Source organism: Shewanella sp. c952 (assembly GCF_019654975.1).
Lineage (GTDB): Bacteria > Pseudomonadota > Gammaproteobacteria > Enterobacterales > Shewanellaceae > Shewanella.
Genome location: NZ_BPEW01000004.1, coordinates 171,548 through 194,406, shown reverse-complemented (window position 1 = coordinate 194,406; position 22,859 = coordinate 171,548). Strand labels below are relative to the sequence as shown.

The following is a 22,859-nucleotide window of genomic DNA, read 5'->3' as shown; positions in this document are numbered from 1 at the left end:
AAATTTACAGCGATTTTGTTCAAACAACACTGATCTTAAGGGAGAAAACTTGGTGCTATAAAATTCCTAATTACGCCGACTGTGGTACAATTTGGTTAACTGTGTCGTTTGTTGAAGCCTATAATATGCTTAAAACTGTCTGTCGTTACATGATGATGTTCCCCTTATTATTTTGTTTTTCAGCTATTGCTGCTGAAGTGTACAATCTAGACGAGAGCCTAGTACCAGTGGACTCAAGGGCTAAAAATTTGAGAAGCCAGGCGATAAAGCAGGGCTTAAAAGAGGTTGTACTTAAAAATACAGGCACTCAAAGTGCGTTAACCCACCCTGATGTGGTGAAGCAGTTAGCCAATGCAAGCGCAATGATGACACAGTACGGTTATCAAGATTTGGATGGCGAATTGTTCATTAAGGTGAGTTTTGATCACAAACGTCTTATTGGTTTACTCCGCCAAGCTGGCTTGCCTGTCTGGGGTAAACAACGTCCATTGACCTTGGTATGGTTAGTGGAAGAAGCTGAAGGTAATAGAAAGATTTTAAATGATGCTTCTACATCAGTCACTCGAACATCATTTGATACACAATCATCCAACCGTGGTGTGCCTTTATTGTTTCCCTTAATGGATCTTGACGATTCTATGCAGGTTGGAATTAATGATATTCGCGGCCAATTTACTGATAATGTGGCAAATGCTTCGCTAAGGTATCAGGCGAATTATTTTATAATGGCAACGATATCCCCTCAAGGTGCGGTTTTTAGTTATCAGATGTCACTTTATCCTAGAGAGTTGAGGACCGGCGCCAGTCAATACACACCATCGACTAGTCAAAGCGGCGAGTCTGCAAGTGTTGAACAAGCTGTAGCCGATATTACTGCAGCAGCTAGCGAATACTATGTAAGCCAATACGCTATTGCTGACTCCGGAGAGAAGCTGACAACAAAAATTACCTTTACAGATGTTAGTGAGATGAAGCAATTGGTTGAAATAGAGAAATATCTTAATCAATTAAGCGCTATCAAAACCGTAACGGTGGCAAGTATTGAGGGAATGACTGTTGAGTTTAATTTAGGCCTTTTTGGTAATGAAGAAGATTTACACCGTTTAATGAAACTCGACCCCCGCATTGAATCTATAGGTAATGCCTCCAGTGACAATGTAGAGTACGCGAACTTTGGTAGCGAGAACAATGCCAATAAACCGACACAGATCTACTATTGGAAGGGTCAATAACTCCCAATTCACGGGTGCACATGCTAGTATGTGCACCTAAATTGAATACTGCGTTGTCGAGATACTCCTGAGTGAAATCAAACTCACCATTACAATTATCACTACCCGTTCATCTTCCTGATGATGAGACCTTTAATAGTTATTATCCTGCTGCAGGTAATGATGAACTCATCCAGAGTTTACAAGCATGTGCCGAGGGTAGAGCTGAAGGTGCTGTGTTTATTTGGGGCCCAGAGAAATCTGGCCGCACGCACTTAATGCATGCTGCATGTGCTCACGCTAACGACCTTAATCGCAGTAGTTTCTATATTCCACTCGGGATCCATGCCAGTATCTCTCCAGCTTTATTAGAAGGCTTAGAGAAAATAGATTTGGTATGTATTGACGATGTGAATGCCATTGCAGGCCATCCCGTATGGGAAGAAGCCATATTTGATCTTTATAACAGAATTTCAGAACAAAAGACGTGTTCATTAGTATTAAGCGCTAGCGTCTCGCCGAGTGATACCGGTTTCGCTTTACCCGATCTTATCTCTAGAATGCAATGGGGACTTAACTATCAACTGCAACCAATGGCAGATGATGAAAAGCTAGCTGCCTTACAACGCCGTGCAGCAATGCGTGGGTTACAGCTTTCGGAAGATGTTGGTCGTTTCTTGTTGAATCGTTTAGCTCGAGACTTAAGAACACTGTTTGATGTGCTTGATCGTTTAGACAAAGCTTCCATGGTTCATCAACGAAAATTGACGATACCGTTTATCAAAGAGGTGCTGCGGCTTTAGTGACGAGTATCTTGCAATAAAAAGCCCAGTTTATGCTGGGCTTTTTGTTGAAAATTTCTCGGCTGTCGCTAAATTACCAGTTTAATCTACGGCAGATAGGTGTCTGCTACCACTAAACGTTACTGCTGGGGTATTTGCTGTATCAGCTGCGGATACTCGATTACCTGAACTCTTCATAGCGGGAGAAATAGCAAGGTTTTCAGACCAAGTCGCTCCTTGCGCCATAGGAATAGGTTGAGGTAGGTTATTTACGAGTGTAATTGCATCAAACTCTGGAAATATTTCATTAATGACAAAGGCTGCTCTATTTTGCAGAGAGTCATCGCCAATTCTTCCTCTTTGTCCCCAGTCAACTCTAATGGTATCTGCAGAAATAACATCTGGTTTATCTGTTACACCAACATCCCTTTGAATACCGAGTCTGTGACTCATCATCGCTTCTTCAAATAACATCGCCGCATCTTCTCTGCGCGTTGAATATGCGTAGTAATCAGATGCGGTATCAGCTGAAAAAAAGCTACTGATGTCACTCGGCATGTATGCCTTTTGTTGATCTGTTGCGGACTCACCTCTAAAACTGACATCTGCCAAGCTCTTCATTTCAGTGCTGTTTAATGGGTATTTAGCTGTTAACTGATCAGAAATAAGCAATTGTTGACTATTTCTTGTTTCATAATCATCCAAAAGTGTCGGGCCCTGAAGATATGGATGGACACTACGAGGGAAAAAATCATTAGCGTGAGCAAGTTCGTGATAGAGCAGGGAAGCTAAGTCGGGCTGCATCTCTGCTGGTGTCCGATTAACGCGTGTACTGCGTGGGGTAATATAGGAAGTATATTGGTTGTTTTTCACATAACGCCATGGCATTAGAAACTGTAACTCACCGCCAAAACCACTGCGATAATCTGGCGCTTCATTGATGGTATCTCTCTCTTCTGCAAGCAGCCACAAGTCGTTAGGATCAAGGTAGATGGCGCCTGTGGCGACCCAATAGAATGACGGCCGTACATCGTAGCTAATAACAATCGCGGTAACTGATTGAAGCAAGGTTGCAAAGTCGCTATCTGCATCTAAGTGATCCAGAAAATATTCGAAGTTTTCTCCCATCCATTGGTGTGAAACTAACAGTCTATCTAGTATTTGTTGTTTACCACTGTTCGATTCCTGTCCGATAAGTGGTAGTTGGTCAATTGTGCAACTTTGCTCTAATTGATTAGAATAAACACAATCACGTAATACCGCTTTATAAGGTGAATTGCCTTGATAACTGAACGTTCTAGCGACTGGCGAATCGAAATATTTGGAAGTAATTGCGGCTTCTTTGGTAATGAGTATATGTACGTCATCAGAGCTTTGTTGACCATTAATCGTCGCTGATGCTCTTAAAATAGAAAAAGTATCTTGGTCAACATTTGGTGCAGTCAATAGCGGGTTTTCCAAATTAGAAAGATCCACATTAATATCAGGCCCAGCTGCTAAGCACCAACTGATACTTTCTGGAACCGCTGAAGGTGGCGTATCGACTCTAAAACTGACCCCACTTCCCATGGTTACTTGATGATCAACACGTATTGCTAATTGGTTTGTTTGGCCATCAACGACGTCAATTGTCGCAATAGCACTGTATGAATTAGTTTCACTCATTGCGGTGAGCTCAAATTGATAGTTGCCACTTGTTGGGGCGGTAAAAGCAAGCATTGGGCTATGTGTCGATTTTAATACCAGTGCATCTCCTGACTTTTGAGACCAGCTAAAGGTGTAATTTGAACTCTCTGCACCGTTTATGGCTGCCGCGATTACAGCGGGCTGCAGCGATTGATAACTAGGCTCTATATAAAAGCTGATGTTAGACGAACTGGACATTTCTTTGAGGTTAGATTGCACCTCACAACGCGCAAGTGCATCGGTAATAGGAGGGGGAATTAAATCACTGTCTGCATTGTCGCTGCTTCCACCACATGCGGTAAGTGAGAATATACTTAGTAATATTAGTTGATTCTTGCTTAGCATTGCCCGACCTCAAATCTTTCTTGTTATTATTGTTTTGCTATTAATTTAATATAGCATGCAGTTTGTTTCTTCAACATCTTTGTCTGTTATAGGCCCAATGAGCCATGTTTTTTGTTACGCGATAACAGCGACGAAGGTGTTTTTGAAAGGGAGTTGATGAGTCAGTGAGATTTGCTAAATAGGAAGGCTGGCAGATACCAGCCTATAGTTGTTTTTGGTTACTTTTTCTTTTTCTTCAGCCCAAGACCTAACTCTCGGCCTCGGATCCGAGCGTAAAACGGAAAACCAATCAGTAGCACACCTATTAGCAGCGATTCGATAACAGCGAATGCTAAGTTAGTCTCAGTAACATAAACCAATGTTAGCGCATGCAACATGTATAAACACAAAATAAAGCTTGCCCAAGCATAGGTATAAGGTTTTCCCGTTAATATCCCTTTTAAAGGCAGCAACAATGGAATTAACCATAGTAAGCTAAACAGCATTGAATATTCACCAGATACGCCTTGCTGAATAAACCAGTAGCTTAGCATAATGACCAAAAGCAGGTACCCAGTACGACATAGTTTAAAAAGGGTGGATGACTCCATTTACTTGCTCTCTTATAAAATGGTTAACACATTTTCAGGTGGACGACCGATGGCGGCTTTATTATTTGCCAATACAATAGGGCGTTCTATTAATTTAGGTGTATCGACCATCGCTTGAATTAACTGGGCGTCGGTGACATTTATATCTGCTAGATTTTGCTGCTTGTACTCATCTTCTTTCACTCGCATCATCTCTCTTGGAGTCACTGCAAGCTTTGATTGAATGCTGCTGATTTCAGTGGCTGAAAGTGGCGTTTTTAAATATTCAATGATAGTTATGTCGCAGCCTTGCTCTTCAAGCAATGCAAGGGTTTGTCTGCTTTTTGAGCATCTAGGGTTATGGATAATGCTTACGTTTGTCATAGTTTTTTATACTTCTGCTAAAGTTGCCAATATCATACTTTAAATAGTGACGTGAGTCACATTTACTGTAGTGATTCCATCGCTCTATCTGCTTGTCTGAATTGCCTGATCCTTGCTTCTATGCGTGCTAATTGCAGTGGATTTTCTTTTGACTGCTTGTAGGCAAAATTAAGCTGATCAATGGCTGTCTTATAATCAGCCGCAAGTGCTAAAGATTCTGCTTTTACAAAGTGTTCCATGGCTTTATTACCATTCTTTCTATAGGCTTCTGTCAGCAGAAAATAAGCAAGTTGATCTTGCTTGTCGAGAAAAATTAGATCTTCAAGCAGTGGTATCGCTTTTTCGGTTTGATCGTTCTCAATATAAACATTGGCTAAGTTGGTGTTAACAACGCTTGAAGTCGGTTTTATCTTTTGCTGGTTTAATAACAGAGCGATAGCCGATTTGTAATCACCTTTTTGAGTCAATAGATCTGTTTTTGTATCAATAAAAAATAGATTGTTAGGCTCGCTAGCCAGCAATTCATCGATGATTTTTTCTGACTCTTCAAATTTATCCATTCTAAAATAGGCAAGGGCTTTACCGTACTCCGCTGCACTTTTAAATGTATAACGATGGTGCTTCAGTTGTTTCTCAAACATCGACAACACAGCGGCCTCGCTGTAGCCTGAAAACCTCACTTGGATCCTTGCTTTAGCTAATTGGAAATTCAAATTGTCCGGTACATGACGTAATGGATATTGCTGTGCTCTAATTCTTGCTTCAGAAATTCGTGACTCTGGTAATGGGTGAGTCAACAACATTTGTGGTGGCTTAGTGGTGAATCTGTAGCGCGATGCCAGTTTACCAAAGAAATTTGCCGCACCATTGGGATCAAAGCCCGCATCGACTAAAATTTGCATGCCGATTCGATCTGCTTCTTTTTCATGCATTCGGGTGTAGTTAATTTTGGCCTGCGTAGACAATGCTTGAGTGGTTGCTAGTGCAGCCATACCCGCTTGTGGTGATGCTATCGTAAGTAGAATAGCGCCAAGCATGCCAGCAATAGTAGCTGTTGAGCTTTTTTGCTGTGCTTCTAAAGAGCGGGCTAAGTGACGTTGAGTAACGTGAGTAATTTCGTGTCCAAGTACTGAAGCGAGTTCACTTTCAGTATCAGCATTTAGAAACAAACCAGTATGTACGCCTACATGGCCACCAAAAAATGCGAATGCATTTATCTCATCATTACGTAGTAAAAAAAAGTAGAACGGTGTTTTAACCCCTGTTGCGTGGGCAACAAGCTTATTACCTAGCTCTGTTAAGTACTGATTCAATACTGGATCATTGAGCATCGGTGCCGATGATCTAATAACGCGCATATACGCATCACCATATTCGGTTTCTTTTTCTAAACTGAATGTATTGACTGCCGCTGTACCTAAGTCAGGAAGATCGTTATTGGCGTAGGCAACAGGTGAGGCTGCTAAGGTAAATGCCAATGTCCCTGCAATAATAGATTTCGAAAAAGTTAATTTGCTCAAGCGGATCCTTAAATTGGGCTATGCTTTTCTTGTTGTAAGGCCACAATGCTTGCTTGTGGTTTGCACTGCTTATTAGGATAATAGCCTTAGATTGTTTATAGCAAGTTGATTATGATTATTATTGATTTAACAGCCTTTCGCTGTCCATTGCCACTCGTAAAAGTTAAATTAGCTTTAAAGCAGATCGACACTGGCGAAAAACTAAGGGTTTTGTTATCAGACCCCGGTTCTAGGCAAGATGTTCCCCGTTATTTAAAAAAAGTCGGTTATCATCATCAAATAATACAATCGAAAGAGTCAGTTTTAACACTTGAGATCACTAAGTAAAGTGACTTTAAACTGTTTTACATTTTAGATGTAGAACATCTTTTTTATCGACAGCAGTACATAGTATTAGCTGTCGCATCAGGGTAAATGAATGTTAACAATCTTAAGTCGTTGGTACAAAGAACGTTTTAGTGATCCACAAGCTGTTACTTTAGTGCTTATTCTTGTTGGTTTAGCACTCGCCATCTATTTCGCAGGTGGCTTATTAGCGCCGTTATTGGTTGCGCTTGTGCTCGCTTTCTTATTGGAGTGGCCTGTCGCTCAGATGGCGCGTATTGGTATTAATCGTACTCCGGCCGCTTCATTAGTGTTGATTCTGTTCATTGGTTTGATGTTATTGATCAGTTTTGGTTTGATCCCAAGTCTCTGGAGGCAGGGGGTTAGCTTGATTGGGGACCTACCAAGTATGATTGATAAAGGATTATTGACTGCACAGCAGTTTATAAACCAATATCCGCAATTCGTTAATCCAACTCAGTTAGACACCATGGTCGGCGAACTGAAAAAAATGCTCGATACTCAGCACTTACTGGATATCGGTAAACAGTTGCTCGGTTATTCAGCTTCATTGTTAGTGCTAATGGTATACGCGATATTGGTGCCACTGTTGGTGTTTTTCTTCTTAAAAGACAAAGATGAGCTACTGCGTGGTAGTAAGCGGTTCTTTCCTTCCAATCGTGATTTAGCGCGCAAAGTTTGGAATGAAATGCATCAGCAGATCTTTAACTATATTCGTGGAAAAATTATCGAAATAGTGATCATCGGTGTTGTGAGTTATGCCTTCTTTGCGGTGATGGATCTTAGATACGCTGCGCTGCTAGGGGTATTAACAGGCCTGTCGGTATTGATCCCTTATGTAGGGGCAACGCTTGTGACATTACCTATCGCATTAGTCGCATTTTTCCAGTGGGGGATCAGTTCCGAGTTTGGCTACTTGATGATCGGCTACGGTATTATTCAAGCATTGGACGGTAATTTACTTGTGCCTATTCTATTTTCAGACGCCGTTGATTTGCATCCAGTGTTTATTATCGCGGCTGTATTAGTGTTTGGAGGCCTGTGGGGCGTGTGGGGCGTTTTCTTTGCCATCCCTTTAGCATCGCTAGTAAAAGCGGTTATCAACGCATGGCCCGTTCATGGCGCTTCAGCAGAACAAGCCATCGAAGCAGAACCTTTGGTTAAATAAGACGGCAACTACATCGAAAAACATTAAGGGGCTGATGCCCCTTTTTTATTCAGGGTTTATGAGCAAGTGGCGTGCAGTCGCTGCTAACGAACGATAAACGATAGTCGTTTGTTTAGCTTTTATATTCCAATGTTGCCAATAAAGGGGGACCTGCATCCGCTTTCCTGGGAATACTTCGATTAAATCGCCACTTTCCAACAATGGTTTTGCTTGCAGATGCGCCACTAATCCATATCCTAAGCCCATAGTTATCGCTTCGAGAAAACTTTCAGATGAAGGGATTTTATGCTCTCGAGTGCTGCCTTCATTGATACCAAAATAAAAATTAAGAAACTTATCGTGAAGTTTGTCTTTAGTAGAAAAGACCACCGCTGGTGCTTTAAGTATTGAATCTGGTTGCTGTGTTAATTGGTCAAAGTACTCGGCGATAAAATCCGGGGTAGCTACACACATGTATTCCATGTTGCCAAGGTATTCGCTACTGCAGCCCGCCATAGGCGATTGGCTGGTGGTGACACAGCCAACAGCGTCACCACTTTTTAGCAAATGATGGGTATAGGCTTCATCATCAACGACTAGTTCTAATAACCATTTGTGACGTTTAAAAACTTCAGTTAATGCGGGTAAAAACCAAGTCGCCAAACTATCAGCGTTGACAGCGATACGCACAATCGTCGGCAACGAAGGGTCATCAACATTCATTTCTGTGCGCAGTTCACTCTCAAGCAATTGAACTTGAGCATAATGCCTCAGCAGGCGCTTGCCCATTTCAGTGGCATACACAGGTGTAGCTCGAACGACTAGGGCTTGTCCTACTTTGTCTTCGAGCTGTTTAATCCGCTGTGAGACTGCAGATTGGCTAATGAAAAGGTGTTTAGCAGCCTTATCAAAGCCACCTTGTGATACCACTATCGATAATGCTTTTAGATGGGCGTAATCAAACATAGGAGACTAAGTAATCAATTATAAGTTTTACTAATGATACATAAATTTAATTAGTTGTACTTATTTTTGTTTGGGGAATATTCTGCTCGCTAATTCGTCGTCTTCATATTTTAGGTAATTTCATGCAAACAGCATTCATTCAGGGAATGGCAATCGGTGGCAGTCTCATCATGGCGGTAGGTGCGCAAAACGCATTTGTATTAAAACAGGGCTTAAAGCAATCACATTCGTTGCCCATAGCGGCGCTGTGCTCATTTATTGACGCCATTATGATCACGGCAGGCGTTGCAGGGCTTGGGCATCTTATACTTGCCTTTCCACTGATCAAAGATATCGCCAGTTTTGGTGGTGCTATTTTTCTTTTTATATATGGTTATGGCGCATTGAAATCATCTTTTACTGAGCAAAAAATGGAAGATGAGCAAGGATTAGCCGCTGATAGCCTCAAAAAAGCAGTTATTACCACATTAGCAATAAGCTTTCTTAATCCACACTTGTATTTAGATACCGTGGTACTGCTAGGAAGCATTAGTGTGCAGTTTGAAGGCACGGCAAAGCAATGGTTTGGGGCTGGGGCTGTGTTGGCATCATTTGTATGGTTTTTTAGCTTAAGTATTGGAGCTCGCTACTTAAGTCCTATATTTCAGAAGCCTAAAGCGTGGTGCTACTTAGATAGATTTATCTGCCTAACAATGTGGTCTATTGCTTTAGCGTTAATATATCCATACTTATAGAATAATAAAAAAAGGAGCCTTCTAGGCTCCTTTTTATTGAGTCAGTGTTAGTTACTCGGCTAAATAGGCAAGAACCACTTCGTGGTGATCTTTCGTTTTAAATTTATTGAACACGTGAGCAATATTACCATCTTGGCCTACGAGGAAACTTAGACGGTGAATACCGTCATAAATTTTACCCATAAATTTTTTCTCTCCCCAAACACCAAATGCATCGGCGATTGCATGGTCTTCATCACTTAGCAGTGAGAAATTGAGCGATTGCTTATCTGAGAACTTTGCAAGCTTTGCGACTGGATCTGGGCTAATACCAAATACGGTAACAGAAAGATCATTAAGTTGTGGCTGACTATCTCTTAAGCCACACGCTTGCACTGTGCAGCCTGGTGTTGACGCTTTTGGATAAAAATAAACTAACACCGGACCAGTCTGTAATGCTTCTGATAAGCTGATAGTCTCATCATTTTGATTTTGTAGAGTAAACTGTGGCGCTTTATCGCCTACTGTTAAGGTATGCATATCTTTTCCCTATGATTTTAGCTGTCTATGCCTTGCATATGCTCCAAGGTACACTCTAGTGACAACTCTTTTGCGAGTTCATGCATACTGACTTCAAGCTTTTCAAGATCGACTTTTTCAGGGACATTTATGGTCAATGAGATGTTCTGAGTCGGTTCGCCAGTATCGTCTTCTTCTGCGTGGGACTTTACCGCCCCCAAATCTAATGAACGATCGGCAAGAAACTGAGTGATTTTTTTCATGGTTCCACGTTGATCAAAACCACTGAAGTTAACTTCTAAGCGAGAAATGTAATTTTTCGGTGTATGTTTAGCTGTCCGTTTCATGACTGTCATCAGTTCTAGCTCAACACTCAAGCTAGGTAAGGTTGATTCCATCTTGGTGATAGAAGGCCATGAGCCAGATAACATCATAATTAAAGTGAATTCATTACCGAACAACGCCATACGACTGTCGACTATGTCACAGTCACACTCACTTGCGAGTCGTGCAAATTTACTCACAATACCTGGACGGTCGGCCCCCATTGCAGTAACGACCAAGTGGTTGGACATTTAATACCCCATCTTTATATTAGTTAGCCCAAAAAAACAGCAATTTCATGGTGCTTTTTTTTCATGGTCAGCAATGCTATCACATGTTGCTCTATTTGCGATCTTTGTCGTAGTTACAAAATCAAATATTTAATATGTTTCAAGTTGATAATGAATCTGGAATGAGTTGTGTACTAGTGCTTGTCTTTAACTGATTCCATCAGTACCATAGCCAGTCCTGAACCCTTGGGGAATACACATGATAAACGGAAGCATCGTTGCCTTAATCACACCAATGAATAGTGATGGCACAGTAGATAATAAGAGTCTTGAGAATTTAGTTGAGTACCATATTGCCCAAGGTACCGATGGCATCGTTGCAGTTGGCACTACTGGTGAGTCAGCAACACTGCCAGCAAAAGAGCATATTCAAGTCGTCCAACAGACGGTAAGTTTTGCCGCTGGCCGCATTCCAATTATTGGTGGTAATGGCGCAAATGCCACTGCAGAAGCGATAGAACTGACAAAAGGTCTGTCTAGTGTTGGTGTTGAAGCCATGCTGGGTGTGACTCCATATTACAATAAGCCGTCTCCAAAAGGCTTGATTGCACATTATAAAGCTGTAGCTCAAAGTACTGATATTCCACAAATATTGTACAATGTACCTGGGCGTACTTCGGTTGATATGTTACCTGAAACGGTAGCAGAGCTCGCAAGCGTTAGTAACATTATTGGTGTAAAAGAAGCCACTGGCGATCTTACTCGTGTAAGTAAACTTCGCAGTTTGTGCGGCGACGATTTTTTGCTTTACAGTGGTGATGACGCTACAGCACGCGAATTTTTAACTTTGGGCGGTAACGGTATCATTTCGGTTGCTAACAACATTGTTCCTAAAGCATTTAAAGCGATGTGTGATGCCGCACTTGCTGGCAATACTGCAGAAGCTATTGCTGTTGAAAAGTCGATGCAAAGTTTATTCAGCGCTTTATTTTGTGAAGCCAACCCAATCCCTGTAAAATGGGCTGCTCATCAAATGGGACTTATCAGTAAAGGAGAAATTCGTTTACCTTTAACTGAACTTTCTAGTGAGTTTCATGGTCTGTTGCTAGAAGCAATGAAAAATGCCCGAATTGAGGTTTAAGAATAAATGCTAAAGCAAGTATCACCATTAATACTGATTGCGGCTGTCACAGCGTGCAGTACACCAATTGATAGAAGGCAAGCGAATGATGTTGATCAGCAATATCAAGATCTAGCATCAGCGCCTAAACTGGTTATTCCTGAAGGGCTTAATCAACCGACATATAGTAAAGAATATGATATCCCCGAGGTTGGCGCTAAAGTTGATAAGACGCTAGTGGGCAGCACCTTAGATATTCGTCCTCCGCTACAGGTATTGCCTATGGCTGCGGGAACGCGTGTCGAAGAGGGTGATGACAATATTAAAATTATGGTTGAGTCCATTGATAATGACTCAGACCTAAAGCAAGAGATCTTTGATGTATTAAAAGAGTACTTTGCAAGTGAGTCAGTTCAGATCCGTGCTGAAGACTATGATGCTGGCACCTTTGAAACTGATTGGATTGAAAGCTCTGAAGTGGTTGAGTCTAGCTTTTGGGGCAGTGACAAAGTTTACCTGTTGCGCCAACGTTATAAGTATGACGTTGATATTCGCCCACATGGTCGTAGCGGTAACGTTACAATCAGTTTGATTGAACACGAAGAGTCTTATGACGGTGAGCAACAAGAGATTTTGCTTAGCGGAGAAGATAAGCGTCGTTATACGATTGATATCCTGAATGACTCTATTAGTTACATGAGTATTAAACGTGCTCAAGCTATGAAAGCTAAGCGTCTTAAACAAAGTCTTGGTATTGATGTTGACTTGATCTCTGAGCAAGATGAACAAGCTTACTGGCTAGCCGATGCTAAGTTCAAACGTACATGGGATCGTTTACGTATCGTTTTACCTGAGATGGGCTTCGAAATTGTAGATATGGACAGTAACAAAGGTCTGCTTTATATCAACGTGGTCGATGATTCAGGTTTTTGGAGCTCTTTATGGGGTGAGAAAAAACTGAGTTTAGATGAAGGTTCTTACCGCATCGAACTTAAAGATGATAGCGCTGACGATAAAACGCAGATCCACTTACTTGGTGCTGACAATGAACCATTAGAAAGTGAAGTTGTTATCGCCGTCTATGAAGGTTTCTCAGAGCTAATGGAAGAAGATCGTAAAGTCCGTTAGTCGATTGCCGTTCTAATGAAAGGAGCCTATGTGGCTCCTTTTTTATTGCCTTCTTTATACCACTAGCTAGATAACTATTTCTTCACAGTATAATGCTTGAATGCCTCTTATCTAGATGTTCAAAACGTTTATGCTTGTTTGTTTTGGAATGTAAACAGCTAAAACTGTTATATCGGCAGGTTGATATATTATTGACTTGAATAGCCGCTAACTCGCTATTATCTGCTGCGCGTAAGTGTGTGAATGAAATGTGTTAATTGTAAGAAAAGGTAAAACGTATTGAAGCTTGGTTTTACCTAGGTAAACTACCCCTAATTGAATAAAGCAGTTTGTTAGGGAAGTCATGAAAAAAATAACAATAATTATACTAATTGCATTAGCTGCCGCCTTTGGTTATCAATATCTTAAAACTGATAATGTAACTAAAGCCAAAAAATCTAGGCCTACACCCAATGTTGTTGTAGCAAAAGCCGCTATTCAACCTATACGCGATGAAGTTGAAGCGTTAGGAACCAGCAGGGCAAACGAATCTATTACCGTCACCCCTAAAGTATCTGAAGTGGTTACCAAGGTTAATTTCAACGATGGTGATTTAGTTGAGAAGGGGCGCTTGCTGGTACAGTTACAAGATAGTGAGCAAAAAGCACGTGTTACCGTTGCCAAAGTCAAAGTCAAAGATCACCAACGAGAGTTAGATCGTATTCGAACGCTGGTTACCAGCCAAACGATTGCAGAGCTTGAAAGAGATAGACTGCAAACTCTTATCGATACTGCTAAAGCTGAATTAGTACAATCTCAATCTGCGCTCAGTGATAGACGTATTAGTGCACCCTTTTCGGGCGCGTTAGGCTTGCGTCAAGTGAGTGTAGGTGCGTTAGTGACTCCAGGTAAAGCAATTACAACACTCGATGATATCTCTGTCATCAAGCTCGATTTCTCAGTGCCAGAGCGTTTCTTGCAATCGTTAGCGATTGGTAAAACAGTGGAAGCTACCGCTGTTGCCTTCGACGGTGAAATGTTCATTGGCAAAGTGACCTCTATTGATAGCCGCATTAACCCGCAAACCCGCGCCGTTATAGTTCGTGCAGAGATCCCTAATCCAAAACATCGTTTACTGCCCGGAATGTTGATGAAAGTAAAACTTATCAAGCAAAGCCGAGAAGCGCTTATTCTGCCAGAGTCCGCAATTATTCCAGTACAGGATAGACACTATGTTTATCTGGTTAATGACGAAGGCGTGGTTGAGCAAAAGCAGGTGACGCTTGGTTTACGTAAACGTGGTTGGGTTGAAATTCTAGACGGAGTTGAACTCGATGAACAAGTGGTGATCCGCGGGATCCTAAAAGTTAGGCCCGGTGATTCCGTTAAAGTGACTTTTAGCGAAAAATTCAGTTTTCTTAAACAAGCTAGTGTGGAGCCAGTGGCATGATCTTAACTGACATATCGGTTAAGCGGCCGGTTTTCGCTTCGGTTATCAGTATCCTGTTAATCGTTTTTGGTCTTGTAGCATTTGAAAAGTTACCGCTACGAGAATATCCAAATATTGACCCTCCAGTGGTATCAATTCAAACCAACTATCGCGGCGCAAGCGCAGCGGTAGTTGAAAGCCGTATTACTCAGCTTGTAGAAGACCGTATTAGTGGTGTAGAGGGGATTAAACATATTAGCTCCTCAAGCAGTGATGGTCGCTCACGCGTTACCCTAGAGTTTGATGTTGGCCGAGATATTGAGGCTGCGGCAAACGATGTACGTGATAGAGTTTCTGGCTTATTGAATAATCTACCGGAAGAAGCTGAACCACCAGAAGTGCAAAAAGCTAACGGTGGTGATGAAGTGATTATGTGGCTAAACCTAGTCTCTGATCAGATGAACACGTTGCAGTTAACGGATTATGCAAGACGCTATTTAGTTGATCGCTTTTCAGTGATTGATGGTGTGGCGAATATGCGACTCGGTGGCGGTAAAGTGTATGCCATGCGTGTGTGGATCGACAGACAAGCGCTAGCAGCACGAAATCTCACCGTGGCAGATATTGAAAAAGCACTGCGTTCTGAAAACGTCGAATTACCTGCAGGTAGTGTTGAATCAAAGGAGCGTCATTTCACCGTTAGGCTTGAAAGAAGCTTTAGAACTTCGGAAGATTTTGCCAATTTGGTACTGGCTGAAGGTGACGATGGTTACCTTATTAAACTAGGTGATGTTGCTAAAGTTGAAATTGGTTCTGAAGAGGAGCGTATTACCTTTAGAGGTAACCGTGAGGCAATGATTGGTCTAGGTGTTTCTAAGCAGTCCACCGCCAACACCCTTGATGTTGCAAGAGCAGCGAATGAGTTGGTTGATCAAATCAATCCAACCTTACCCGCTGGCATGGAGATTAAGCGCTCGTACGATAGCTCAGTGTTTATTGAGGCATCAGTAAAAGAAGTTTATCAAACTCTGTTTATTGCGATGTTTTTGGTTATCGTGGTGATCTATCTTTTCTTAGGCAGTGTCCGGGCGATGTTGATCCCTGCATTAACGGTACCTGTCTCGTTAATGGCGACATTTATCGTACTCTATGCGCTAGGTTATACCATTAACTTACTGACACTTTTAGCAATGATTTTAGCCATTGGTATGGTGGTTGATGACGCCATTGTCGTGTTAGAAAATATTCACCGCCGGATTGAAGAGGGTGATTCACCTCTTAAAGCAGCATTTTTGGGTGCCCGAGAAGTCGCTTTTGCAGTTGTCGCCACAACCTTAGTACTGGTAGCGGTATTTATGCCGATAACCTTCCTAGAAGGCGATTTGGGTAAACTGTTTAAAGAATTTGCTGTTGCTATGAGTGCTGCGGTTATTTTCTCTAGTATCGTAGCATTAACGCTAAGTCCGATGATGTGTTCTAAGGTGTTAAAACCTGCAGGTCAATCATCTTGGTTAGTGAGAAAAATAGACAGTGGTATGGATAAACTGTCTGCCGGATACCGAGCATGGCTCCGTAAAGCGATGTCACATCCATTCTTGGTTTCCTCGCTCATTCTTATCGCTTTGGTGAGCAGTGCATACCTTGCGAAAGAAGTGCCACAAGAGTTTGCGCCAAGAGAGGATAGGGGATCGATGTTCCTTATCGTCAATGGTCCTCAAGGTGCGAGCTTCGAATACATAGAATCCTACATGGATGAGATAGAAAACAGGCTGATGCCGCTAGTAGAAGCCGGTGAAATTAAACGCCTGCTTATCCGAGCACCACGTGGTTTTGGTCGTAGCTCTAATTTCTCTAATGGTATGGCGATTATTGTACTGGAAGATTGGGCGGTAAGACGCAGCGCATTTGAGATCATCGGCGATATACGTGGTCGGTTGTCAGATCTCGCAGGTGTGCGAGCATTCCCAGTGATGCGGCAAGCATTTGGTCGTGGGGTCGGTAAGCCTGTACAGTTTGTATTAGGCGGCCCAAGTTATGATGAATTAGCTCGCTGGCGCGATATCATTCTTGAAAAGGCAAAAGAGAATCCAAACCTTGTTGGATTAGATCATGACTACAAAGAGACAAAGCCACAACTCAGAGTGGTGATCGATAAAGACAGAGCATCAGATCTTGGCGTATCTATCTCTCATATTGGTCGAACGCTAGAGTCGATGTTAGGTTCTCGATTAGTGACAACCTTTATGCGTGACGGTGAAGAGTACGACGTCATTATTGAAGGTAATCGAGAAAACCAAAATACCGCAACCGATCTAGAAAATATCTATGTGCGCTCAGATCGTTCTCAGGAGCTTATTCCATTATCTAACCTTGTTAGCGTGGAAGAGTTTGCCGATGCGAGTCAGTTAAATCGATATAACCGCATGCGAGCCATTACCATTGAGGCGAACCTTGCCGATGGCTATAGCTTAGGTGAGGCGCTTGATTACCTCAATGATTTAACGCATGAGTACCTGCCTGCAGAGGCGATTGTCAGCTACAAAGGACAATCACTCGATTACCAAGATTCGGGTAACTCAATGTACTTTGTGTTTATCTTAGCGTTAGGTATTGTTTTCTTGGTATTAGCTGCCCAGTTTGAAAGCTATGTGCATCCGGTGGTGATAATGCTAACGGTGCCATTGGCGACTTTAGGCGCCTTAATTGGTCTGTGGGCAACGGGTCAAAGTCTAAATATTTACAGCCAAATAGGGATCATCATGTTGGTTGGCCTTGCGGCTAAAAATGGTATTTTGATTGTTGAATTTGCTAACCAGTTGCGCGATAAAGGCGTGGAGTTTAAAGATGCAATTATCCAAGCTTCGAGTCAGCGACTACGGCCAATTTTAATGACAGGTATCACAACTGCTGCTGGAGCAATACCTTTGGTTATGGCGCAAGGCGCTGGCGCTGAAACACGCTTTGTGATTGGTGTGGTGGTGTTATCAGGCATTAGCTTAGCGACATTTTTTACCTTGTTTGTTATTCCTGTGGCTTACTCATTACTGGCTAAGAACTCTGGTTCACCTGAATTGGTAGCCCAACAGCTTGAAAAAGAGCTAGCTGAGTGATTGCTATTATCAGTAATAGTTAGTTGAGACGGGTCATAGACAACAAAAAAGGCGCTTTAAGCGCCTTTTTTAATGTCTAAAAATCTAGAGGATATAAAAACGAATCAATGATAAGCGCATGGCTATACGCCGTCTTTATCCTTATCTGAACCTTCGCTTTCATCTTTATCTACAGACTCAGGAGCTTTTGAACTACTAGGTTTTTTCTGATCTTTACCAAATTGTGGCATTTTATACTTTGCACTGTATTTTAGTACGGCTAAATTGCTGGCGATAACACCAATAACTAATAAAATAATGAGACCAACTTCAAGATCAGACATAAACTTATCCTTAATTAATCAACCGCTAAGCGAGATTCACAGATGCGAATGTCTTCTGGTGTATCAACTTCAGGGGAATCAAAGGCGCTGATGGCGACTTTGATTTTATAACCGTGCTCTAATGCACGTAGTTGCTCAAGTTTTTCAAGATCTTCGAGGCGTCCAAGCGGTAACTTGGCAAACGTGTGTACAAACTTTCGTGTATAAGCGTAAACACCCAAGTGCTTGTAAACTGGGTAGTCATCGGTATCACGGCCAAAAGGGATGCGCGCACGAGAAAAATACAGTGCGTTAAACTCATTATCAAACACGAGTTTCACGTGTTTAGGATCGTTAAGTTCTTCCTCTTCGGTGATTTGAAAACCGAGGGTCGCCATTCCGAACTCACCAGGGTGACGTTCAAAAAGGCTAATAATCTGTTCAATCGAAATAGGATCGATAAGCGGCTGATCGCCTTGCAGATTGACCACTAAGTCATCTTCGGCTAAACCTAGCTGGGTAATCGCATCTTCGATTCGGTCGGTACCTGATGCAGCTTCTGCACTTGTCATGACAACTTTTCCGCCAAACCCTTCAACGGCATCTTTGATGCGATCGTCATCGGTCGCGACGTAGATATCAGTCAACCCTTTTGCAAGCGATGCACGCTCGTAAACATGCTGGATCATTGGTTTGCCATTGATTGGAGCCAGTGGCTTACCAGGAAAACGGCTTGAGCCGTATCGAGCAGGGATTAACAAGGTTACATTCATTCAATTTACCTAATAATAAAATTAATGGGCTCCTTTATAGAAGCCCATTTAGCATCTAAAAGCGAGTTTAGATACGACGGAATAGCTTAGTTAGCATTTCGTCGGTGACTTTTTCTTCCCAACCTTCGCCATAAACATTGTCCCATAGTGGGCCCATGCTCTTAGTCACAGCAACCATCTTAGCGATAGTTTCGTCAGGTAAGTCACGACAGATGTTCTTTGGAAGTACGATGTTGTGGGTTTCCATCATCTTACGGAACTCTGCAACGCCTTCTGGATAGAACTCTTCAAGTACATCAAATGCTAAACAGTTACCAATACCGTGATGGTAACCAAGTACGTAGCCTAAGCCGTAAGAAACAGCGTGACATGCACCAACTTGGCTATAAGCAATGCTCATTCCGCCCATGTAAGATGCCATCATCAACTTGTCATCTTTCTCTTCATGGTTATCGATAAAGACTTCACGACAAAGATCCATCGACTTTTCAGCAAAGGCTTTAGCAAATTCATTAAGGTAAGTACCTTCTAATGATTCAACACAGTGGATGTAGCAATCCATACCCGTGTAGAACCATTGGTCTGTCGGTACGCCAGCGATGAGTTCAGAATCCATGATGATCTGATCAAATACTGTGTAATCAGAGTTTAGACCTAGCTTACGAACTGGACCACATAGTACTGCAGTACGAGACGCTTCAGCACCGGTTCCCGATACAGTTGGGATCCCAATATGGTGAACTGCTGGATTCTTGATTAAGTCCCAACCTTGATACTCGGCACTGCCACCTTCGTTGGTTAGCATCAAAGCTACTGCTTTGGCTAAATCAAGAGTAGAACCACCACCAAGACCAATCACACTTACAGGTAGCTTAGTGCTAAACGCTTGTACTTGTTCAGTTAATGCATCAACTTGTTTAGTTGTTGGCTCATCGTCAACGTTAACGTAAACCACCAAATCGTGTGCTTTAGCTGGAACACGTGCACCGAGAGGCTTTTCTTGATGAACATCGTCTACCAAGAAAACGACAAAATCATCTTCGCTGCTACGTTCTTCAGCAAGAACGGTATCTAATTGTGCGAAAGATCCACGTCCAAAAATCATTTTTGGTACACATTTGAAATTTTTAAAACTCATTACAACATTCTCCGTTGAGATTATTACTGTAAAAAGTGCCGCGGGTTCTTATTGATGAAGTCGCGGCATATAAAATGCGATTAAGCGAAAGCGCGCTTAATGTTTTCAATACGTTGGTTAATCTCTTCTTCAGTCCAAGACAGTTTAATCAACATTGAGATCGTACGACTCATAATGGCATCAGACTTAGGTACTGATACTTGAGTATAGTCAGGTCTATCTTCGATTAATGTGATCGGCAAAGCTGCTGGCGACTTAAGCTCTTGGATATGCTTCCACTGATTCAGGTAGTGCCAGTTATTGATATACCAGTAGAAACAACCGTCAACGCCATTTTCAGCAAGCTTTTTATTGATCTCAATAGTACGTGCTTCAGTTGGCATAAAGAAAGTGAGGAAGCCTGCAGAATCTCCAGCAGGATCTGGGATTTCACGGAATGTCACTTCTGGGATTGCTGCCATAGCATCTTTGATAACTTTTTTATTGGTACGTTGAATATCAATAATTTTATCAAGCTTACGTAGCTGAGCTAAACCCATGGCAGAGTTCATTTCAGAGATACGGAAGTTCAAGCCCATGATAGGGTGGCCTTCGGCGCCGCGATCGTTACCTACGTGGTCATGGCCATGATCTGAGAACATATGTGCATGGTTGTAGATAGTTTCGTTATTGGTGATTACTGCTCCACCTTCACCACAAGTGATCGTTTTGACAGAATCAAAAGAGTAACAACCAACATCACCAATGGTACCAAGGGCTTGGCCTTTATAGCTGCCACCAATGGCTTGGCAAGCATCTTCTAGAATGACTAGGTTGTGCTTGGCACAAACGGCTTTAATTTCGTCCATTTTGGCCATAGAGCCACACATATGAACTAGATTAATTGCTTTAGTCTTCGGCGTGATAACCGCTTCAATGCCTTCTGGAGATAGACAAAGTGTTTCATCAATCTCTGCAAAAATAGGAACCGCACCAGCCATGAAAACAGCTTCTACAGAAGCGACAAATGTGAAAGGCGGTACAATAACTTCGTCGCCAGCACCGATGCCAGCTGCTGCCATAGCTGTTTGCAATGCTGCTGTGCCACTCGATACTAAATGTGCGTGCTTTGCGTTCATTTTTTCGCAAAGTAGCGCTTCCATTTCACGGGTCTTCCAACGATCATTACGCATATGATCGAAGTTATAACGGAATGTAAAACCATTCTCCATTACGTCTGCAACTTCCTGCTTCTCTTCAGGACCAAATAATTCAAAACCAGGCATGGAAATTTCCTTAGAATTCACTGCGCATAAAAGCGCTAAAAATAACTAATGGATTATAACTGCGATATGGGGGTAACTGCGAGATTTCTTGATGATTTTCTTCGGATATATATCAAATATCCCTTAATCAAGCGGTTTTAGCGTGATTGAATTGCTATAAAGAGGTTGATTGGTACTAAATAGTAAAATAAAAGGCTACCAGTCAGGGAAGAGTGGTAGCCTATTTTAACTGTCACTAATGCTTACTTACCAAGCTCGCTTTCTTTATTAACGGTGACATCTAAGTCAGAAAGAAGCCCATTTTCAACACTGTAGATCCAACCATGAATGGCAACATCTTGGCCACTATGCCAAGCTTCTTGCACAATAGTCGTACTACTAACATTAGCCACTTGTTCCATGACATTTAGTTCACAGAGACGGTCAAAACGTGCTTCTTCGTCCAGCTTATCTAAATCTTGTTTGTGTAAGCGGTGAATATCACGCAGATGGCCAAGCCAGTTGTCAATCAGACCTAAGCGTTCAGTGCCCATAGAAGCCTTTACACCACCGCAGCCATAATGACCAACAACCATAATATGCTTTACTTTCAGTACTTCGACAGCGTACTGCAGTACCGACAGGCAGTTGAGATCAGTATGAATGACCATATTAGCAATATTGCGATGGACGAAGACTTCGCCTGGCATAAGATCGATGATCTGGTTAGACGGTACTCTACTGTCGGAGCAACCAATCCATAAATATTCAGGGTTTTGCTGTTTAGCTAACTGCTCAAAGAATTTAGGGTCTTCTTCAAGAATACGGCCAGCCCAGCGTTTGTTGTTATCAAAAAGCGGTTTAAGTAATTTCATTCTGGTCTTATTTTCAGTCTGTTAACGAGAATATTGATGCGTTGCCAGCATAGCACTAATGACTTGCCGTGCTGGTCTATTCAGTCGTGCCGTTGTGCTACGTAACAGTATAGAACGCAAACCTCAACCAATTGTTAAAATTAAGTGCTGTTAAGTAACAACTGAGCTTAGTCTGTGGCTTTTAAAAACTGGCTAAGCTGTTGGTTAACAAATTCAGGCTGTTCAAGAGTCGATATATGTCCAGCATCTGGAATATGAACAAACTTACTGCCGTCAATAATATCGTGCATTAGATAACTTTCTAGTACCGAGCGAGCCTTATCTTGTAAGCCCGCCATGATTAAGCAGGGAAGGGTTAGTTTATCTGCTTCCTCGGTTGTGTCTCGTCTACCAAAAATCATTTTTCCTAACCGATAAATAGTATCTACCTGCTCATGATCAATGCTTGCTAAGCGAGTATTAAATAGCTCAACTAGTTCAACCTTAGGCTGATCAGCAAAAAACAGTGGCGTTATAGTGGTGCGTAGCGAAGCAGAGACAGCTTGTTCATGCTTAATCACATCGAGCATAGCGTAGTATTTATCGCGAGTGATCTCCGGTTCAAAACCGATAAAGCTGTTCATCATGACTAAACGTTTAACTCGGGTTGGCGCGGCAAGGGCAAGTTCGGCGCCCCACATTGCACCAACGGATAAGCCGATGACCGAAAACTCTTCAATTTCCAAACTATCCATCAAGGAAAGCATCTGGGCTGATATATCGCGAAGGCTGCGGTTACTTGTAGGCATTGCATCTGACAAGCCATGACCCCATAGATCTGGCACAATACAGCGATAGTGGTGACTCAAAAACTCAATCTGTGGTGCCCACATTTGCGCGTCCCACAGGTAGCTGTGGCCAAACAAAAGGGCTGGGCCTTGACCGATATCAATAAAACTTAACGTCTGATTATCGATAGTATATTGCTGTCTATGAGCGGCGAAATCTTGATTTTTCACGGATTATTCTCTGTCAATTGTG

The 22,859-nt window shown here is 42.2% G+C and carries 22 protein-coding genes; 9 read left to right on the top strand and 13 right to left on the bottom strand.

Annotation, left to right across the window (positions count from 1 at the left end; translation table 11 throughout):
• Window positions 1-125: 125 nt before the first annotated feature.
• Window positions 126-1,232 (top strand): DUF2066 domain-containing protein, encoded by a 1,107-nt coding sequence (locus tag K5R16_RS05270; protein ID WP_220736492.1) that lies wholly within the window; start codon window positions 126-128, stop codon window positions 1,230-1,232.
• Window positions 1,233-1,303: 71 nt separating this feature from the next.
• Window positions 1,304-2,014, top strand: a complete 711-nt coding sequence (gene hda, locus K5R16_RS05265; RefSeq protein ID WP_220736491.1) for a DnaA inactivator Hda — start codon at window positions 1,304-1,306, stop codon at window positions 2,012-2,014.
• A gap of 81 nt (window positions 2,015-2,095) precedes the next feature.
• Here the strand turns inward: hda and K5R16_RS05260 are convergent, their stop codons facing one another.
• The 4 genes from K5R16_RS05260 to K5R16_RS05245 all read right to left on the bottom strand — a co-directional run bounded on the left by K5R16_RS05260 (window position 2,096) and on the right by K5R16_RS05245 (window position 6,497).
• A complete protein-coding gene (locus tag K5R16_RS05260; protein ID WP_220736490.1) occupies window positions 2,096-4,024 on the bottom strand; it encodes a hypothetical protein in 1,929 nt (642 codons plus the stop codon).
• Window positions 4,025-4,242: 218 nt separating this feature from the next.
• Window positions 4,243-4,614, bottom strand: a complete 372-nt coding sequence (locus tag K5R16_RS05255) for a DUF2069 domain-containing protein (protein ID WP_220736489.1) — start codon at window positions 4,612-4,614, stop codon at window positions 4,243-4,245.
• Window positions 4,615-4,626: 12 nt separating this feature from the next.
• The gene (gene arsC / locus K5R16_RS05250; RefSeq protein ID WP_220736488.1) at window positions 4,627-4,977 is read right to left on the bottom strand and encodes an arsenate reductase (glutaredoxin); all 351 of its coding nucleotides are present in this window, start codon (window positions 4,975-4,977) and stop codon (window positions 4,627-4,629) included.
• A gap of 62 nt (window positions 4,978-5,039) precedes the next feature.
• Entirely contained in the window at window positions 5,040-6,497 is a 1,458-nt protein-coding gene (locus tag K5R16_RS05245; protein ID WP_220736487.1) for a M48 family metalloprotease, read from the bottom strand.
• Window positions 6,498-6,608: 111 nt separating this feature from the next.
• On the opposite strand from K5R16_RS05245, the gene K5R16_RS05240 reads away from it, so the two are divergent.
• Both K5R16_RS05240 and K5R16_RS05235 read left to right on the top strand, forming a co-directional pair.
• Entirely contained in the window at window positions 6,609-6,824 is a 216-nt protein-coding gene (locus K5R16_RS05240) for a sulfurtransferase TusA family protein (protein ID WP_220736486.1), read from the top strand.
• 91 nt (window positions 6,825-6,915) lie between these two features.
• Window positions 6,916-8,010, top strand: coding sequence for an AI-2E family transporter (locus K5R16_RS05235; RefSeq protein ID WP_220736485.1), 1,095 nt, complete (start codon window positions 6,916-6,918; stop codon window positions 8,008-8,010).
• A 45-nt stretch (window positions 8,011-8,055) separates the two neighbouring features.
• Here K5R16_RS05235 and K5R16_RS05230 read toward each other — a convergent pair whose 3' ends face one another.
• Complete coding sequence (locus K5R16_RS05230) at window positions 8,056-8,955, bottom strand: LysR family transcriptional regulator ArgP (RefSeq protein ID WP_220736484.1); 900 nt, start codon at window positions 8,953-8,955, stop codon at window positions 8,056-8,058.
• Window positions 8,956-9,077: 122 nt separating this feature from the next.
• Between K5R16_RS05230 and K5R16_RS05225 the strand changes: the two genes are divergently transcribed.
• Window positions 9,078-9,689 carry a LysE/ArgO family amino acid transporter gene (locus tag K5R16_RS05225; RefSeq protein ID WP_220736483.1) on the top strand — a complete coding sequence of 204 codons (612 nt, stop codon included), beginning with the start codon at window positions 9,078-9,080 and terminating at the stop codon, window positions 9,687-9,689.
• Window positions 9,690-9,740: 51 nt separating this feature from the next.
• Here the strand turns inward: K5R16_RS05225 and bcp are convergent, their stop codons facing one another.
• Together bcp and K5R16_RS05215 are read right to left on the bottom strand one after the other, a co-directional pair.
• A complete protein-coding gene (gene bcp, locus K5R16_RS05220) occupies window positions 9,741-10,208 on the bottom strand; it encodes a thioredoxin-dependent thiol peroxidase (protein ID WP_220736482.1) in 468 nt (155 codons plus the stop codon).
• Window positions 10,209-10,225: 17 nt separating this feature from the next.
• A complete protein-coding gene (locus tag K5R16_RS05215; RefSeq protein ID WP_220736481.1) occupies window positions 10,226-10,762 on the bottom strand; it encodes a glycine cleavage system protein R in 537 nt (178 codons plus the stop codon).
• A gap of 238 nt (window positions 10,763-11,000) precedes the next feature.
• Here K5R16_RS05215 and dapA point away from each other — a divergent pair, with 238 nt between their 5' ends.
• From dapA to K5R16_RS05195, 4 genes are all read left to right on the top strand, one after another.
• Window positions 11,001-11,882: a 4-hydroxy-tetrahydrodipicolinate synthase gene (gene dapA / locus K5R16_RS05210; RefSeq protein ID WP_220736480.1), complete on the top strand. Its 882-nt coding sequence runs from the start codon at window positions 11,001-11,003 to the stop codon at window positions 11,880-11,882.
• 6 nt (window positions 11,883-11,888) lie between these two features.
• The gene (bamC, locus tag K5R16_RS05205) at window positions 11,889-12,989 is read left to right on the top strand and encodes an outer membrane protein assembly factor BamC (protein WP_220736479.1); all 1,101 of its coding nucleotides are present in this window, start codon (window positions 11,889-11,891) and stop codon (window positions 12,987-12,989) included.
• A gap of 343 nt (window positions 12,990-13,332) precedes the next feature.
• The gene (locus K5R16_RS05200) at window positions 13,333-14,418 is read left to right on the top strand and encodes an efflux RND transporter periplasmic adaptor subunit (RefSeq protein ID WP_220736478.1); all 1,086 of its coding nucleotides are present in this window, start codon (window positions 13,333-13,335) and stop codon (window positions 14,416-14,418) included.
• Window positions 14,415-17,507 carry an efflux RND transporter permease subunit gene (locus K5R16_RS05195; protein ID WP_220736477.1) on the top strand — a complete coding sequence of 1,031 codons (3,093 nt, stop codon included), beginning with the start codon at window positions 14,415-14,417 and terminating at the stop codon, window positions 17,505-17,507. The genes K5R16_RS05200 and K5R16_RS05195 overlap by 4 nt, the downstream gene beginning before the upstream one ends.
• Before the next feature lie 122 nt (window positions 17,508-17,629).
• Here K5R16_RS05195 and K5R16_RS05190 read toward each other — a convergent pair whose 3' ends face one another.
• From K5R16_RS05190 to K5R16_RS05165, 6 genes are all read right to left on the bottom strand, one after another.
• The gene (locus K5R16_RS05190) at window positions 17,630-17,830 is read right to left on the bottom strand and encodes a DUF2897 family protein (RefSeq protein WP_220736476.1); all 201 of its coding nucleotides are present in this window, start codon (window positions 17,828-17,830) and stop codon (window positions 17,630-17,632) included.
• 14 nt (window positions 17,831-17,844) lie between these two features.
• Window positions 17,845-18,582: an 8-amino-3,8-dideoxy-manno-octulosonate cytidylyltransferase KdsB gene (kdsB, locus tag K5R16_RS05185; RefSeq protein WP_220736475.1), complete on the bottom strand. Its 738-nt coding sequence runs from the start codon at window positions 18,580-18,582 to the stop codon at window positions 17,845-17,847.
• 67 nt (window positions 18,583-18,649) lie between these two features.
• Window positions 18,650-19,720, bottom strand: a complete 1,071-nt coding sequence (gene kdnB / locus K5R16_RS05180; RefSeq protein ID WP_220736474.1) for a 3-deoxy-alpha-D-manno-octulosonate 8-oxidase KdnB — start codon at window positions 19,718-19,720, stop codon at window positions 18,650-18,652.
• Window positions 19,721-19,800: 80 nt separating this feature from the next.
• The gene (gene kdnA, locus K5R16_RS05175; protein ID WP_220736473.1) at window positions 19,801-20,985 is read right to left on the bottom strand and encodes an 8-amino-3,8-dideoxy-alpha-D-manno-octulosonate transaminase KdnA; all 1,185 of its coding nucleotides are present in this window, start codon (window positions 20,983-20,985) and stop codon (window positions 19,801-19,803) included.
• Window positions 20,986-21,227: 242 nt separating this feature from the next.
• Window positions 21,228-21,839, bottom strand: a complete 612-nt coding sequence (can, locus tag K5R16_RS05170; protein ID WP_220736472.1) for a carbonate dehydratase — start codon at window positions 21,837-21,839, stop codon at window positions 21,228-21,230.
• A 167-nt stretch (window positions 21,840-22,006) separates the two neighbouring features.
• Complete coding sequence (locus K5R16_RS05165) at window positions 22,007-22,837, bottom strand: alpha/beta fold hydrolase (protein ID WP_220736471.1); 831 nt, start codon at window positions 22,835-22,837, stop codon at window positions 22,007-22,009.
• Window positions 22,838-22,859: the final 22 nt, after the last annotated feature.

Bases quoted from the DNA above. Each gene is read 5' to 3' on its own strand.
- K5R16_RS05270 (WP_220736492.1), top strand. From the start codon at position 126: ATGCTTAAAACTGTCTGTCGTTACATGATGATGTTCCCCTTATTATTT.
- K5R16_RS05260 (WP_220736490.1), bottom strand. From the start codon at position 4,024: ATGCTAAGCAAGAATCAACTAATATTACTAAGTATATTCTCACTTACC.
- K5R16_RS05255 (WP_220736489.1), bottom strand. From the start codon at position 4,614: ATGGAGTCATCCACCCTTTTTAAACTATGTCGTACTGGGTACCTGCTT.
- arsC (WP_220736488.1), bottom strand. From the start codon at position 4,977: ATGACAAACGTAAGCATTATCCATAACCCTAGATGCTCAAAAAGCAGA.
- K5R16_RS05240 (WP_220736486.1), top strand. From the start codon at position 6,609: ATGATTATTATTGATTTAACAGCCTTTCGCTGTCCATTGCCACTCGTA.
- K5R16_RS05235 (WP_220736485.1), top strand. From the start codon at position 6,916: ATGTTAACAATCTTAAGTCGTTGGTACAAAGAACGTTTTAGTGATCCA.
- K5R16_RS05230 (WP_220736484.1), bottom strand. From the start codon at position 8,955: ATGTTTGATTACGCCCATCTAAAAGCATTATCGATAGTGGTATCACAA.
- K5R16_RS05225 (WP_220736483.1), top strand. From the start codon at position 9,078: ATGCAAACAGCATTCATTCAGGGAATGGCAATCGGTGGCAGTCTCATC.
- bcp (WP_220736482.1), bottom strand. From the start codon at position 10,208: ATGCATACCTTAACAGTAGGCGATAAAGCGCCACAGTTTACTCTACAA.
- K5R16_RS05215 (WP_220736481.1), bottom strand. From the start codon at position 10,762: ATGTCCAACCACTTGGTCGTTACTGCAATGGGGGCCGACCGTCCAGGT.
- dapA (WP_220736480.1), top strand. From the start codon at position 11,001: ATGATAAACGGAAGCATCGTTGCCTTAATCACACCAATGAATAGTGAT.
- bamC (WP_220736479.1), top strand. From the start codon at position 11,889: ATGCTAAAGCAAGTATCACCATTAATACTGATTGCGGCTGTCACAGCG.
- K5R16_RS05200 (WP_220736478.1), top strand. From the start codon at position 13,333: ATGAAAAAAATAACAATAATTATACTAATTGCATTAGCTGCCGCCTTT.
- K5R16_RS05195 (WP_220736477.1), top strand. From the start codon at position 14,415: ATGATCTTAACTGACATATCGGTTAAGCGGCCGGTTTTCGCTTCGGTT.
- K5R16_RS05190 (WP_220736476.1), bottom strand. From the start codon at position 17,830: ATGTCTGATCTTGAAGTTGGTCTCATTATTTTATTAGTTATTGGTGTT.
- kdsB (WP_220736475.1), bottom strand. From the start codon at position 18,582: ATGAATGTAACCTTGTTAATCCCTGCTCGATACGGCTCAAGCCGTTTT.
- kdnB (WP_220736474.1), bottom strand. From the start codon at position 19,720: ATGAGTTTTAAAAATTTCAAATGTGTACCAAAAATGATTTTTGGACGT.
- kdnA (WP_220736473.1), bottom strand. From the start codon at position 20,985: ATGCCTGGTTTTGAATTATTTGGTCCTGAAGAGAAGCAGGAAGTTGCA.
- can (WP_220736472.1), bottom strand. From the start codon at position 21,839: ATGAAATTACTTAAACCGCTTTTTGATAACAACAAACGCTGGGCTGGC.